Annotated in this window: 12 protein-coding genes and 1 pseudogene; 4 read left to right on the top strand and 9 right to left on the bottom strand. The window is 65.1% G+C overall.

The genetic code is table 11. The features are described from left to right. Nucleotides 1-165: 165 nt before the first annotated feature. Entirely contained in the window at nucleotides 166-963 is a 798-nt protein-coding gene (gene thiD, locus ACVWW1_RS03315) for a bifunctional hydroxymethylpyrimidine kinase/phosphomethylpyrimidine kinase (protein WP_456654847.1), read from the bottom strand. A gap of 193 nt (nucleotides 964-1,156) precedes the next feature. On the opposite strand from thiD, the gene ACVWW1_RS03310 reads away from it, so the two are divergent. After that, nucleotides 1,157-1,402, top strand: coding sequence for an Lrp/AsnC ligand binding domain-containing protein (locus tag ACVWW1_RS03310; RefSeq protein WP_016845986.1), 246 nt, complete (start codon nucleotides 1,157-1,159; stop codon nucleotides 1,400-1,402). An 11-nt stretch (nucleotides 1,403-1,413) separates the two neighbouring features. Here ACVWW1_RS03310 and ACVWW1_RS03305 read toward each other — a convergent pair whose 3' ends face one another. After that, nucleotides 1,414-2,343, bottom strand: a complete 930-nt coding sequence (locus tag ACVWW1_RS03305) for a c-type cytochrome (RefSeq protein ID WP_456654846.1) — start codon at nucleotides 2,341-2,343, stop codon at nucleotides 1,414-1,416. Between the two features lie 166 nt (nucleotides 2,344-2,509). Here ACVWW1_RS03305 and ACVWW1_RS03300 point away from each other — a divergent pair, with 166 nt between their 5' ends. Next, nucleotides 2,510-2,932: a CHRD domain-containing protein gene (locus ACVWW1_RS03300; protein WP_207831232.1), complete on the top strand. Its 423-nt coding sequence runs from the start codon at nucleotides 2,510-2,512 to the stop codon at nucleotides 2,930-2,932. 105 nt (nucleotides 2,933-3,037) lie between these two features. Here the strand turns inward: ACVWW1_RS03300 and ACVWW1_RS03295 are convergent, their stop codons facing one another. The 7 genes and pseudogenes from ACVWW1_RS03295 to ACVWW1_RS03265 all read right to left on the bottom strand — a co-directional run bounded on the left by ACVWW1_RS03295 (nucleotide 3,038) and on the right by ACVWW1_RS03265 (nucleotide 12,461). Beyond that, nucleotides 3,038-3,484, bottom strand: coding sequence for a c-type cytochrome (locus ACVWW1_RS03295; protein ID WP_456654845.1), 447 nt, complete (start codon nucleotides 3,482-3,484; stop codon nucleotides 3,038-3,040). Between the two features lie 104 nt (nucleotides 3,485-3,588). Beyond that, nucleotides 3,589-5,900: pseudogene (locus ACVWW1_RS03290) on the bottom strand (xanthine dehydrogenase family protein molybdopterin-binding subunit). 108 nt (nucleotides 5,901-6,008) lie between these two features. After that, nucleotides 6,009-6,944 (bottom strand): DUF1152 domain-containing protein, encoded by a 936-nt coding sequence (locus tag ACVWW1_RS03285; protein ID WP_456654844.1) that lies wholly within the window; start codon nucleotides 6,942-6,944, stop codon nucleotides 6,009-6,011. Nucleotides 6,945-7,027: 83 nt separating this feature from the next. Continuing rightward, complete coding sequence (murJ, locus tag ACVWW1_RS03280) at nucleotides 7,028-8,557, bottom strand: murein biosynthesis integral membrane protein MurJ (protein ID WP_456654843.1); 1,530 nt, start codon at nucleotides 8,555-8,557, stop codon at nucleotides 7,028-7,030. Nucleotides 8,558-8,601: 44 nt separating this feature from the next. Then, nucleotides 8,602-9,753: a DegT/DnrJ/EryC1/StrS family aminotransferase gene (locus tag ACVWW1_RS03275; RefSeq protein ID WP_456654842.1), complete on the bottom strand. Its 1,152-nt coding sequence runs from the start codon at nucleotides 9,751-9,753 to the stop codon at nucleotides 8,602-8,604. Nucleotides 9,754-9,782: 29 nt separating this feature from the next. Continuing rightward, a complete protein-coding gene (locus tag ACVWW1_RS03270) occupies nucleotides 9,783-10,799 on the bottom strand; it encodes a Gfo/Idh/MocA family protein (RefSeq protein WP_456654841.1) in 1,017 nt (338 codons plus the stop codon). Nucleotides 10,800-11,048: 249 nt separating this feature from the next. Then, nucleotides 11,049-12,461, bottom strand: coding sequence for a mannose-1-phosphate guanylyltransferase/mannose-6-phosphate isomerase (locus tag ACVWW1_RS03265; protein WP_456654840.1), 1,413 nt, complete (start codon nucleotides 12,459-12,461; stop codon nucleotides 11,049-11,051). A 333-nt stretch (nucleotides 12,462-12,794) separates the two neighbouring features. Between ACVWW1_RS03265 and ACVWW1_RS03260 the strand changes: the two genes are divergently transcribed. Further along, on the top strand, nucleotides 12,795-13,760 hold the full coding sequence (locus tag ACVWW1_RS03260; protein WP_456654839.1) for a lysylphosphatidylglycerol synthase transmembrane domain-containing protein: 966 nt from the start codon (nucleotides 12,795-12,797) through the stop codon (nucleotides 13,758-13,760). A gap of 10 nt (nucleotides 13,761-13,770) precedes the next feature. Further along, entirely contained in the window at nucleotides 13,771-14,781 is a 1,011-nt protein-coding gene (locus ACVWW1_RS03255; protein WP_456654838.1) for a glycosyl transferase, read from the top strand. Nucleotides 14,782-14,783: the final 2 nt, after the last annotated feature.

The raw sequence follows: 14,783 nt of genomic DNA, 5'->3' as shown, positions 1-14,783 counted from the left end.
GGACGCAGCTGTGCGGAACAGGCGTTGTGTTGCCTGCATATCGCGGCGGAACAACGCGCAGCGATGAACACGTTGCCCGGATGGAGCGAAGCGCAATCCTGGAAGGTGCTTCCGCCGAGAGCGCGGCCCCGGATTTTGCTGCGCTTCATTCGGGCTATGCGAGCGTCAGTAATATTTGTGGAAGTGGTGCACCGGCCCGTGGCCGCGTCCGACAGCGAAGCGATCGGCGGCGGCGATCGCATCAGAGATCCAGGCCTTGGCGTTGCGCACGGCGGTCTCCATGCCTTCACCCTTCGCCAGTCCGGCGGCGATCGCCGATGACAGCGAGCAGCCGGTGCCGTGCGTGTTCGCGGTCGCAATGCGCGGCGCCGCGAGCGCGATGCTGCGCGCGCCGTCGATCAGATAGTCGATGCTCTCGGCGCCGTGCCCGTGGCCGCCCTTGACCAGCACCGCGCGACATCCCATCGCCAGCAATTGCCGGCCCTGTCGCGCGACGTCCTCCTCGTTTGAAGCGACCGGCTCGTTCAGCAGCGCCGCCGCTTCCGGCAGGTTCGGCGTGATCAGCGAGGCCAGCGGAAACAGCATGGTCTTCAGCGCATCGACCGCCTCAGCCGCCAGCAGCCGATCGCCCGACGTTGCGACCATCACCGGATCGAGCACGACATGGCGCGGCGCCCAGCGCTTCAGCCCGTCGGCAATCGCCACGATCGTCTCAGCCTGCGCCACCATGCCGATCTTCACCGCGCCGACGTCGAGGTCGGAGAACACCGCATCGATCTGGGCCGTGACGAACGCCGCGGGCACCGGATGGATGCCGCTGACCCCCGTGGTGTTCTGCGCCGTCAGCGCCGTGATGGCGGAGGCGCCATAGACCCCGAGCGCGGCGAAGCTCTTGAGGTCGGCCTGGATGCCCGCCCCGCCCGAGGAATCCGAGCCGGCAATGGTGAGCGCGACCGGCGTCATGTTGCGGGACCGGCGGTTGCGACGAATGAGACCATGACGAACAAGATCATGGCCTGTCCTAGCCCGGCCGCCCATTGGCAGCAAGTTCGCCTGACTCTACCGCGAGTTGGCCTTGTTGCCCCCTTGCCTTCACCTCTTGCTTTGGCCGCCCGTTTTTGGCCTATAGTCGGCCAAATCCCCGGAGACGACTTTGATGGTTCCTTTCTTCGTCCAGATCAAATGCAAGCTCGGCCAGTCCTACACCGTCGCCAACGCGCTGGCGGAAGCCGAGATTGCCTCCGAGATCTATTCGACCGCGGGCAATTACGATCTGCTGGTCAAGTTCTACGTCGACCACGACACCGACATCGGCCATTTCATCAACGAGAAGGTTCAGGTGATCCCGGGCATCCAGGACACCCTCACCATCATCACCTTCAAGGCGTTCGGCGCGAAGTAGGACGCCCCCCGCTAGGACTTCTTCTCGGGCTTCACCGGCTTCGGCGGCCCCTCGACCGGCGGCAGCGACTTGATGTATTCGGCGATCGCGTCGCGATCGCTCGGCGAGAGTTGCGAGGTGTTGCGGATCACGCGCACCATCGATCCGCCGGCACTGTCGCCGTCCGGCGTCTGTCCGCTCTCGAGGAAATAGGCGAGGTCCTTCGCGCTCCAGTCGGCGATCCCCCGCGGCGTGATGTTGGGCACCCAGCCTTCGCCTTCCGGATTCGGGCCACCGGCGAAGCGCTGCGAGGTGATGATGCCGCCGAGGAAATTGCGCGGGCTGTGACACTCGGCGCAATGGCCGAAGCTGTTGACGAGATAGGCGCCGCGATACCAATGCGCCGAGCGGCTCGCATCCGCGACGAACGGCTTGCCGTCCATGAACAGGAATTTCCAGACACCGACATTGCGCCTGATGTTGAAGGGAAACGGCACATCGTGGTCGCGCACCTTGCCGGCGATCGGCGGCAAGGTCTTCAGATAGGCAAACAGGTCGCGCACGTCATTGAGCCTGGCGTGCTGATAGGATGTGTAGGGAAACGCCGGAAAATAATGCGTCCCCGAGGGCGACGTGCCCTTCATGACCGCGGTGACGAAATCAGCCTCGCTCCAGCGGCCGATGCCGTCGTTCGGGTCGGGCGAGATGTTCGGCGCATAGAAGGTACCGAACGGCGACGGTATCGCGAGGCCGCCGCCGAGCCTAGTGCGATCTTCCTGCTTCGGCACCGCATGGCAGGAGGAACATCCTCCCACATTGAACGTTGTGAGCCCGTTGGCCAGATTGGGCTGGTAGGCGGGCAGTGCGCTCGCGGCAACGGTCGCGGGGATTGTCAGCCACCAGAACACACCGAAGCCGATCAAGCCGGCCAAAGCGGCCAGGAGGAGAATTCGTCGCAACATTCACCGATCCGCCATTGGTCGCGTCAGTTAATCAGCCAGTATGATGGCAACCGGTCGCACAAGCTCGCATCAAATTTGCCGCACTCACGATCATTTTGGGAATAAATCCAAAGAGCCGCGGTTTGAAGATTTGCAACCATCGTGTGACGTCAAAGGGGAGAGAACCATGCCAAACAAGACCTTGCTCGCTACGCTGACACTCGGCGCCGCAATCGTGCTCGCCGGCCCGGCCTTTGCCGAAAAGCTGCACGCCAAGCTGGACGGCAAGTCCGAAGTGCCTGCGACCACCAGCGCCGGCACCGGCACTGCCGACATCGACTACGACGCAGCCACCAAGAAGCTCAGCTGGAAGCTGACCTATTCCGGCCTGTCGGGTCCGGCCACCGCCGCGCATTTCCACGGCCCCGCCGAAGCCGGCAAGAATTCCGGTGTCGCGGTGGCCATCCCGAACGCGACGTCGAGCCCGGTCGAGGGCAGCGCAACGTTGACCGACGCGCAGGCCGCCGATCTCCTCGCCGGCAAGTACTATGTCAACGTCCACACCGCGGCCAACCCGGGCGGCGAGATCCGCGGCCAGGTCACGAAGTAATCAGTTCACCAAGTAGATCGCACAAAGTCACGTCAACAAGAAACGGCCGGCACAAAAAAGGGCGGATGCTTCACGGCATCCGCCCTTTGATCGACCGAATGGCGATCAGCCCTTCTTGAGGCGATAGGTCTCGTGGCAGCCGCCGCACTGCTTGCCGATCACCGTCAGCTCGGCCTTCAACGTGTCGACATCCTTGATCTTGCCCTTGGCGTCAGCGACGGACTTGGCAAAGCTCGCGATGTGCTGCTCGAAGCCGGTCTTGTCTTCCCAGATCTTCGGCCCAGCGGAGTAATCACCTTCCGTCTTGAGGCCCTTGCTGCTTTCAGGGAACAGCGTCGGCAGCTTCTTGGCGGTGTCCTCGAACTTCGCCAGCGCGGCGTCGACCGTTGCCTGCTCGTAGGGCTTCTCGCCCTTGATGATGGCGCCGAGTGCACCGGCGTTCTTGCCGGTTTCCTTCATCTGGGCCTGGGTCTGCTTGACCTGATTCTGGTCGGCCACCACCGCCCCCGCACTCAACGCAAGCATCGCTGCAACGACGACAATCCGCTTCATCGGCAAAACCCCTCAATCCTGCTCTGTCCCGGGTCCGCAGGTACGCGGCCGGCCTGGTTTGCAAACACCGCAGGCGGAGTCTTCATTCCGCCTGCGACAATTTATCAGAGATTATGGCGGCGCTGCGCCTCGCGGATCGCGATCCAGACCCGCTCCGGCGTGGCCGGCATGTCGATGTGGTCGATCCCGTATTCGCGGTGCAGTCCCTCGACGATCGCGTTGACGACCGCCGGGCACGAGCCGATCGCGCCGGCCTCGCCGGCCCCCTTCACGCCCATCGGATTGGTCGTGCAGGGAACGTTGTGGGTCTCGAACACGAAGGACGGCCCGTCAGCGGCGCGCGGCATCGCATAGTCCATGAAGGTGCCGGTAACGAGCTGCCCGTCGGTCGGGCTGTAGACCGCCTGCTCCATCAGCGCCTGCCCGATGCCCTGCATCGCGCCGCCATGAACCTGGCCCGCGAGCATCAGCGGATTGAGCGTGACGCCGAAATCGTCGACGATGACGTAGCTGACGATCTTGATGATGCCGGTGGCGGGATCGATCTCGACCTCGGCGAGATGCGTGCCGTTCGGATAGGTGCCGTCGGCGCTGGCGAAGGTCGCGCTCGAATTCATCTTCGACGTATCGCCGCCGGGGCGCTTGGCGAGATCGGCAAAGCTGACCGAACGGTCGGTGCCGGCGATGCGGATGCGGCCGTCGGCGATCTCGAGATCGCCGGCGCCGGCTTCCAGCGCCTGGGCCGCAAGCTCCTTCAGCTTGTTGCCGAGCTCGTGCGTCGCCCGTTGCACGCTGACGCCGCCGGACGGGATCGAGGCCGAGCCGCCGGTGCCGAGGCCGGTCGCGATCTTGTCGGTGTCGCCCTGCAGCACATGGACGCGCTCCGGCGGTACGCCGAACTGCTCGGCGACGATCTGCGCATAAGCGGTCTGGTGGCCCTGCCCGCTCGACTGCGTGCCGATCAGGATCGAGATGTCGCCGTTGGGATCGAGCGCCACATTGGCGGTCTCCTCGCCCATGGTGCCGCAGACCTTCGACATAGCTCGCCATGCCGATGCCCCGCACCAGCCCGTCCTTCTTGGCGGCCTTGGCGCGCTTCGGAAACTCCTTCCAGTTGGCAATCTCCATCGCGCGCTTCATATGCGCGGCGAAGTCGCCGGAGTCGTAGACCTTGCCGGTCGCGGTCGTGTAGGGCAGCGACTTCGGTGGGATGAAATTCTTCCGCCGGATGGCGTCCGGCGTCATGCCGAGCTTTCGCGCGGCGGCATCGACCAGCCGCTCGATCACATAGGCGGCCTCCGGGCGGCCGGCGCCGCGATAGGCGTCGACCGGCACCGTGTTGGTGAACACGGTGCGGACGCGGCAGTGGAAGGCCTTGATGTCATAGAGACCCGGCAGCATGCCGGCGCCGCCATGCGGGATATAGGGCGCAAACGTCGAGAGATAGGCACCCATGTCGCCCATCAGGTCGACATCCATGCCGAGGAATTTGCCGTCCTCGGCGAGCGCCATCTTCGCGGTGGTGAGGTTGTCGCGGCCCTGCGCGTCGCCCATGAAATGGTCGGAGCGCTCGGCGGTCCATTTGACGGACTTCTTGAGCTTGCGCGCCGCGACCGAGATCAGGGCATACTCGCGATAGGGAAACAGCTTGGTGCCGAAGCCGCCGCCGACATCCGGGCAGATCACCCGCATGTTTTCCTTCGGCATCTTCAGGATCATGTCGCAGAGGATCTCGCGCAGGCGGTGGCTGCCCTGGCTGCCGATCGTCAGCGTCAGATGATCCTTCTTGGCGTCGTACTCGGCGACCGCGGCGCGGGTCTCCATGAAATTGGTAATGACGCGCGGATTGACGATGGTGATCTCGGCTACCGCATGCGCCTTGGCGAAGGCGGCCTCGGCCGCGCCCTTGTCGCCGATCGAGACGTCGAACAGCAGATTGCCGGGCTTGTCCGGCCACACCTGCGGCGCGCCCTTCTTCACCGCATTCATCAGGCCGGCCACCGCCGGCAACGGCGTCCACTTGACGTCGATGGCCCTCGATCGCGTCGCGGGCATGATCGACGGTATCGGCGACCACAAAGGCGATGGCGTCGCCGACATGGCGCACCTCATCCTTGGCGAGGATCGGATAAGGCGGTGCGGTGAACGGATCGGTTTCGAGATTGAACAGGCACGGCAGGCCGCCGAGCTCGGCGACATCGGCCGCGGTCAGGATCAGCGCCACGCCGGGCATGCCGCCGGCCTTGCCGGCATCGATCGTGTAGGTCGCGTGCGCATGCGGCGAGCGCAGCATCAGCGCGTGCAATGCGGGAGACGGTGCAACGTCGTCGGTATAGCGGCCCTTGCCGCGAATCAGAGCGTCATCCTCCTTGCGTCGCACACTTTGTCCGACGCCGAACTTGATGGGAGCTGCCATCGTCTCTCCAATTGCCTTGGTTGTTTGTATGCATATTGGCGTGGTTGTCAGCGAAGCGCAAACGCCTTTCTCGGGTCGTTTTGCCCCTTGCGGAGCGGGCCGCGGCGACTATAGGGGGATCGGGCTGAGCGACCGGGGCTCGATCGTCTGCCGATACAGCTCGATCGCCCGTCCGGCCTCCTCCATACGCTCCGTTTCCGCGAGCCTGTCGGCATAGCCCATACGGCGAACAAGCTGAGATGTCTCGAAGGTCCAGTACTGCGACATCAGCGGATTGATAAAGAGATCACTGCCGCTGGTGCGATTGGTGGCGTGATAGTTCCCGAACTCGCCCCGCAATGCGCTCGCGATCGAATTGCACACGATGCTCGCATGCGCGGGTTGGCGCTGGTTGGCGTAATCGACCAGATCGAGAAATGCCGCAGCTTCCGCAGTTTTGGACGACAGCGAAAAGGCGCCGAGAAATCCCCCGTCAGTTGTCAATCGCGCAACGTTCTCGAGGAAGGCATGGTGCGAGACGCCATGGAAATGATCGATGCCGAAACCGATCGCAGCAAGAAGCGCCTGCCCATCAGTGGCATTCTGCGCAGCGACGATCGATACCGCATCCTCGATGAGAGTACCGAGTCCGGGCTCGTCGCCGAAAAGAATGCTGTCGGTGCCGCCATCGAACAGCACGACCAGATCGATCTGGTGTTGCTCGACGATCCAGCGATAGGTGGCTGCAAGCGGCCGGACGCCACTCTTCGCAAAGGCGTAGATCGGCACAGCGCGCTCACGCGCCGCAAGCCATTCCGCCAACCACTTCTCGGGAAAGTATGGAATCTCGGCAGACCTCCGATCGACCCGCCACGTGGTCTGATTGATGCGCTCGCCACCGCAAAGCCAGAGATTGGTAAACGAAAAATTCCCGAAGACGACCTGCTTGCCCCGCGACCAAAGGCGCTCGGCGATAGGCACGCCACCGAATACGTCGAAGCCCCCGCCGCAGCCTGCGATAAGGACGTTGGTTGCCTGCTCCAGGCGATCGAGAAATGGGATCATGTGATGCAGCCAATTGCCTCCGGCCGTGCCAGCCCTTGCAGCATTCGGGCATTCTTCCAAGCAATTGACAAGATTAAAGAAATCTATACGCGCCGCAGCGCGAACAGCCAGCCGCGGCCGAACAGTGTGAGAATCAGCAGCGCGTAGACGAAGGCGCCGACCGTGATCAGCAGCAGCAGGATCATCTCATCGCGAAAGATCTGCATCGGCGCGAACCACACATAGGCGAAATGCGAGGTCAGCCACAGCGCGAGCGCGAGCAGCAGGCCGCAAATTGCGAACGTGCCGAACGAGCGGATCAGCGCGCGATCGAACGCGAGATAGCCGCGGCGCACCGCGAACAGCAGCACCAGCAGGAGATTGACCCAGGCGCCGACCGCGGTCGCGAGCGCGAGCCCGACCTGCGCCAGTGAGCCGACCAGCGCGATCTTCAGCGCGACATTGACCGCGACCCCGGTCAGCGCCGCCTTGACCGGCGTTGCGGTATCCTTGCGGGCATAGAAGGTCGCGACCGCGCTGCGAATCATCACGAATGGAATCAGGCCGGCCGCATAGGCCGCGAGCGTGGCGCCCGCGCTTGCGGCGTCGGCCTTCGAGAAGGCGCCGCGGGCGAACATCGCGCGCATGATCGGATCGGCGACGGTCAGGAACGCGGCCACGAACGGCACCGAGAACAGCAGCGTGAAATCGAAGGCGCGGCGCTGCGCGGCCAAGGCGCCAGCGTGATCGTCGGCGGTCAGGCGCCGCGACATCTCCGGCAGCAGCACGGTGCCGATCGCGATCCCGATCACGCCGATCGGCAGTTGATTGAGGCGGTCGGCATAGTAGAGCGCCGACAGCGCGCCGGCGGGCAGGAAGGTCGCGATGATGGTGTCGGCGAACAGCGCGACCTGCGTTCCCATCGAGCCCAGGGTTGCCGGCCCCAGCGCGCGGAAGAAGGCGCGGACGTCCTCGTCGAGCCTGAGGGCCGCGAATCGCGGCAGGCCGCCGTGGCGCCCGAGGTCGCCGGCGAGCAGGAAGAACTGCAGGAAGCCCGAGATCAGAACGCCCCAGGCCGCGGCGTGACCGGCGCTCGGGAAGAACGCCGCGAGCGCCAGCGTCATCATCATGGCGAGGTTGAGGAAGATCGGCGCCGCGGCGGCGCTGGCGAAGCGATGCATCACGTTGAGCATGCCGCCGTAGAGCGTCACCAGCGTGATCAGCAGCAGATAGGGAAAGGTGATCCGCGTCAGCTCGATGGCGAGCTGGCGCTGGGATGCGTCCTCGGTGAAGCCTGGTGCGAGAATGCTCATCGCCTGCGGCATGAACGCCATCGCCACCACCAGCAGGACCACCTGCGAGGCGAACAGCAGCGTGAAGATGCGGTCGGCGAACAGCCGCGCCGACGCCTCGCCGCGCTCGCCATGGACATGGGCATAGGCCGGCACGAAGGCGGCGTTGAAGGCGCCTTCGGCAAAGATCGCGCGGAAATGATTGGGCAGCCGCAGCGCCACGAAGAAGGCGTCGGCGACCGGCCCGGCACCAAGGATCGCCGCGAGCATGATGTCGCGCGCGAACCCGGTGACCCGCGATAGCAAGGTATAGCCGCCGACGGTGAAGATGCGCCCAAGCATGCGCTGCTTCTAGCGCATCATCACCCCACGTCAAAATGACGTATTCAGGCCGACAGCGCGCTGCGCACAGCCGCGATGACGCGGTCCTGTGCCGCCACGTCGAGATAGGCGTGCATCGGCAGGCTGATGACGTCGTCCGAGAGGCTTTCGCTGACCGGCAGGCCGCCGTCGGCGACCGGGAAGTCGCGGTAGGCCGTCTGCTGGTGCATCGACTTCGTGTAGTAGATCGCCGTCGGAATGCCCTGGACCTTCAGCGCCGCGGCAAAGGCATCGCGGTCGGTCCCTTTCGGCAGGCGAATGGTGTATTGCGCCCACACCGAGGTGCAGCCGGAGCCGAGCCTCGGCACGGTCACGATGTTGCCGAGCCCGCGTGCATAGCGCTCCGCCACCTGGTTGCGCGCCACGATCTCGTCGTCAAAAATCTTCAGCTTCTCGAGCAGGATCGCCGCCTGCATGGTGTCGAGCCGTCCGGTGAGGCCGAGGCGGACGTTGTCGTATTTGTCCGAGCCCTGCCCGTGCACACGGATGCTGCGCAGGGTGCCCGCAAGGTCGTCGTCATTGGTGAAGATAGCTCCGCCATCGCCAAAACAGCCGAGCGGCTTTGCCGGGAAGAAGCTCGTCGCGGTCGCGAGCCCGAAGGTACCGAGCTTGCGGCCCTTGTAGCTGGCGCCAAAGCCCTGGGCGGCGTCATCGAGCACGAACAGGCCTTCGGCCTCGGCAACCGCAGCCACCGCATCGTGATCGGCGCACTGGCCGAACAAATCCACCGGAATGACGCCAACCGGTCTGAGGCCGCGTGCCCGCGCGGTGGCGATCCCACGCTTGAGCGAGTTGACGTCGATATTGAAGGTCGCATCGTTGACGTCGACGAAGAGCGGTGTCGCGCCGGTGAGCGCCACCGCTTCGCCGGTCGCGCAGAAGGTGAAAGACGGGCACAGCACGGCGTCGCCCGGCCCGACATTCTTCGCCATCAGCACCATCAGCAGCGCGTCAGTTCCGCTGGCACAGCTCACCACATGCTTGGCTCCGCTGTAGTCCGCCAGCGCCTTCTCAAGCGCGGTCACTTCCGGACCATTGACGAATTGGCAGTGGTTGAGCACACGGGCAACCGCATCATCGACCGATTTGCCGAGCCGCTTGCGCTGTGCGGCAATGTCGATGAAGGGAACGGGCTCTGGACGCATGTGCTGGTTCATGAAGCTCTTCGCGGTGTTTCAGGTGACAATCAGCCGGCGATGCGGCGCGGTCCCTTGCGCATCGTCGATGCGGCGGGCCGGGCCGGCGATTCCAGGCAGCGGATCGCGATCTCGAGGCTCGCCACGCCTTCGTCGCCGGACACCGCCGGCAGCTTGCCGGTACGCACGGCATCGAGGAAGGCGATCAGTTCGGCGCGCAACGGTTCGTCGTGCCCGACCGGCAGATGACGCATCGAATAGCTGCCGTCCGGCTTGAAGCCGAAGCATTCGGTGACCTGGCGGGTGAGCAGGTCGCCCATCACGTACTTGCCGCGGGTCGCGACCGTCACGTTGCGGGCCTTGAACGGCGTCAGCCAGTTGGTGTTGATGTGGGCGAGCACACCGGACGCCGTGCGGAACTGCAGCAGCGCGATGTCCTCGCGTTCGGCGACCGCACTCGAGAGCTGCGGCTGCACCTCGACGATGTCGGACTCGGTGAACCAGCGGATCAGGTCGATGTCGTGCACGGCGAGGTCGATCACGACGCCGACATTGGACATCCGCGGCGGGAACGGGCCAACCCGGGTGATGCCGATCGACAGGATATCCTCGCCCGAGATCGCCTGCTTGATCGCGGCGACCGCCGGATTGAAGCGCTCGACATGGCCGATCATTAGCGTGACGCCGGCCCGCTCGGCGGCTGCGACGATCTCGCGGCCCTCTTCGACCGTGGAGGCAACCGGCTTTTCGACCAGGATGTGGATGTTGCGCGAGATGCAGGCGAGCGCGATCTCGTGATGCAGGTGGGTGGGTGCCGCGATCGTCACCGCATCGATGCCCTCGGCAAGCAGCTGATCGAGGCTTTCGAAGGCGCGGCAACCGACCAGGTCGATGGCGCGTGTGCGGTGTTCCGGCAGCGGATCGACGATGCCGATCAGCACGACGCCGGGCAATCCGGCCAGCACGCGGGCATGGTTGCTGCCCATCACGCCGGCGCCGATCACGCCGACGCGCAATGCGCGGCCGATATCGGCCCTCGCGCCGGCTGCGGACACTTTTGCATTCATATCGTAGACCCCAAGTAGCGTTCTGGCGGTTGTCCCGGCTCCTCAGGGAGCCATCCCGGCTCCGGGAGAATCAGACCAAGGCCCCTCGTCCCGATCTGCGCCTCCGGCGCAAATCACCCCGCTTCGTTGGCAGCCGCTATAGCACGGCGTCACAAATGTGGCGAATGCCAACGGCGAAATCCGGACACGTTTTGATTCAAAGAGTTACATCGTCCCGCGCCCGGCGATTAGTGCGGGAACCGGCTCGCCTCAGCTGCGCCGGTAGTCGTCCTCGATGCGGATGATATCGTCCTCGCCGAAATAGCTGCCGGTCTGCACCTCGATCAGCTCGAGCTGGATTTTGCCGGGATTCTCCAGCCGGTGCACCGCGCCGATCGGGATGTAGATCGACTCGTTCTCGTGCACCGTCTTGATCAGCTCGTTGACGGTGACCTGGGCGGTGCCGCGCACCACGATCCAGTGCTCGGAGCGGTGATGGTGCTTCTGCAACGACAGCCGCCCGCCCGGCTTGACGATGATGCGCTTGACCTGGTGGCGGTCGCCATTGTCGACCGACTGATAGGAGCCCCAAGGGCGATGCACCTTGATGTGGTTCTCAGTCACCCCGGGCGCCGTCAGTTTCAATTTCGCGACAAGCCGCTTCAGCCCGTTGGCGTCCTTCTGGCGTGACACCAGCACGGCGTCCTGGGTCGCGACCACGACGAGGTCGTCGACGCCTTCGAGCGCGACCAGCGCCCGGTCGGTCGAGACGTTGCAATTGCGGGAGTCCTCGAACACCGCCGCGCCGCGCGCCGCGTTGCCGAGGCTGTCCTTGTCGGAGAGCTCCCAGACCTGGCGCCACGAACCGATGTCGGACCAGCCGCACGCCACCGGCACCACCGCGGCAAGAGCGGTCTTCTCCATCACGGCGTAATCGATCGAGATCGCCTTTGCGGCGCCGAACGCCGCTGCATCGAGCTTGACGAAGCCTAGATCGCGCGTCGCCGTGGTGACCGCCTGCTCCACCGCGGCAATGCTGTCGGCATCGACGTTGCGATACTCGTCGAGCAGCACGCCGGCGCGGAACATGAAGTTGCCGCTGTTCCAGAGATAGCCCGCATCGATATAGTCTGCCGCCGTTGCGGCATCCGGCTTCTCGACGAATTTTGCCACCGCGCGCACCTCGCCGGCGACCACCTCACCCGGGCTGATGTAGCCGTATTCGGTCGCGGGCCGTTCCGGCTTGACGCCGAAGGTCACGATGCGGCCGGCTTCGGCAGCCACCAATCCGCCGCGGCACGCGGCGACGAAGGCCGGCGTATCCCGCACCAGGTGGTCGGCGGCGAGCGCCAGCACGATCGCTTCGCTGTCACGGCTCTGCGCGAATGCCGCACCGGCCGCGATCGCGGGCCCGGAGTCGCGGCGCATCGGCTCCAGCAGCACGTCGGCCTCGCGGCCGATCTCGGCCAGCTGCTCCAGCACCATGAAGCGATAGGCCTCGTTGGTGATCACGATCGGCCGCTCGAACAGGCCGGCGTCGGAGACCCGCAGCAGCGTCTCCTGGAAGGTCGAGCGCGCCCCGAACAGCGACAGGAACTGCTTCGGATGCACCTCGCGTGACGCCGGCCAGAGCCGCGTGCCTGCACCACCGCACATGATCAGGGGAATAATTCGTCGATCCATCGATGCCTCAGATCCTGTCGTGCAAGTCCTGTCGTATTCGTCCGCGGACCACACAGCAAATTGGCCGAGGCTGCCGTGGCCGGCAGCCTGTTACCTGGGAAGCACGATCCGAGCCGTATCGCGCGCCCCCCGCGAGCACTGTAAACCACCGGTGAGCGGCTGACCGCCCCCGTTCCAGCCTCTTTAGCCGCCCCGTCGCGCCTGCCGCAATAGGGGTCAGTACGGGTATTGCCAGATCGGCGCGGAAACCATACCAAGGCGGCGAATTTGGGCGCGCGAAAGCGTTTTGCGCTGTTTTTGATACATCCTGAAAACCTGGCAGCGCGAACGGAAATGCGCCGAATCCTGCTTTCGACCGTCAAGATCCTGATCTCGGGTGCGCTGCTCTATTTCTCGCTGCGCAAGGTCAACCTGTATGATCTGGCCTCCCGCATCCAGGTCGAGAGCCTGGGCTGGCTCGGCCTCGCGATCGCGGTCACGTTCCTGCAGATTTTTCTTGGGGTGCTGCGCTGGCGCGAGATCAGCGTGGAGTGCGGCGCACCGCTGGAAACCGCACAGGCGATGCGCTTCAACGTGATCGGCACCTTCTTCAACCAGACCCTGCCGTCCTCGATCGGCGGCGACGCCGTGCGGCTTTGGCTCGTCGCGCGCGCCGGTGCAGGCTGGCGCGCAGCCACCTATTCGATCTTCGTCGATCGCGCGGTCGGACTGATTGCGCTTGCCGTCGTCATCGCGGCCACCCTGCCCTGGAGCTATCGGCTGATCTCCGATACCCACGGCTGGATGGCGTTGCTGCTGCTCGACATCGCCGCGCTTGCGGCCGGATTTGGTTTCCTCGCGATCGGCCTGTTGCCGTGGCCTTGGCTGAAGCAGTGGTGGGCAACGCACCACATTCACGCCTGCGCGGTGATCGCGAACCGGGTGCTGTTCAGCCGTAAGCATGGATTGAGGGTGGCAACCCTCTCGATTGCCATTCACGTGGTGACCGTCGTGATCGGCTGGTGCGTGGTAAAGTCGATCGCGGCCCCGGTCACCTTCGGCCAGATCTTCCAGCTGTTGCCGCCAGTGATGCTGATCACGATGATGCCGATCTCGATCGCGGGCTGGGGCGTGCGCGAGGCCACGATGGCGCTCGCCTTCGGCTATGCCGGATTGATTGCGAACGAGGGCGTCAACATCTCGCTGCTGTTCGGGGCGGTGTCGTTCGTCGTCGGCGTGTTTGGCGGGCTGGTGTGGATCCTGAGCCCGGAAAAGGCCGCCAAGGGCGCCGAGCCAATCGAACTCCCGGGAACGCAATGACTGGACCAGAATGAACGCCTTCGAGATCCTCCTGTCGCTGATTGCTGCGGCTCTGGCCGCCGCGATCTCCGCCGTCCTGATCCGGGCGACCCGGCCGCTGCTGTTGCGCGTGGCACTGGCGAAGCCGAATGTGCGCTCGTCGCACCGCATTCCAACGCCACAGGGCGCCGGAATCGCGGTCACGGCGGCCACGCTGCTCGCGGGCGGGATCGTCATCGTCCTGGCCGGATCGGCGGACCTGACGATTCCATCCATCGTGTTCGCGGCCTGCCTGTTTATCGCGGCGGTCGGCCTTGCCGACGACATCCGTTCCCTGCCCGTCGTCCCGCGGCTGTTGTTGCAGGCGGCCGCCGTCGCCGCCGTGGTGTTTTCGGCACCGGCCGATCTCAGGCTGATTTCAGCCTGCCCGGTCTGGCTTGAACGCGGCCTGCTGCTGATCGCCGGCCTCTGGTTCGTGAACCTCGTCAACTTCATGGACGGGCTCGACCTGATGACCGCGGCCGAGGCCGTGCCCATCACCGTGGCGGTCGCCCTGCTCGGCAGCTTCGGCCATGTCCCCGCTGCGCCCGCGCTGGTCGCGGCGGCCCTGTGCGGAGCGCTGCTCGGCTTCGCGCCGTTCAACCGGCCGGTGGCGAAGATATTCCTCGGCGATGTCGGCAGCCTGCCGATTGGCTTGCTGCTGGGCTGGTGCCTGCTTGCGCTCGCCCTGCATCAGCAGTTCGCCGCTGCGCTGCTGCTGCCGCTGTATTATCTGACGGATGCGACGGTCACGCTGTTTCGCCGCATGGCGCGGCGCGAGCCATTCTGGGCCGCGCACCGCTCGCACTTCTATCAGCGCGCGACCGACAACGGCTTCACGGTGTGGCGCGTCGTCGGCGAGGTCTTTGCGCTCAACGTGGTGCTGGCGCTGCTCGCATTCGCCTCGGTCGCCCTCAACTCCTCCGGCGCGGACATCGCGCTGCTGCTGGCCGGCGCGCTCGCGGTCGCCTGGCAGTTGCGGCGGTTCTCGCGACCGCGCTGATC

This window comes from Bradyrhizobium sp. JR3.5 (genome assembly GCF_054057015.1).
Note: the sequence above shows the minus strand (reverse complement) of the source record. Positions and strands in the feature narration are given on the sequence as shown.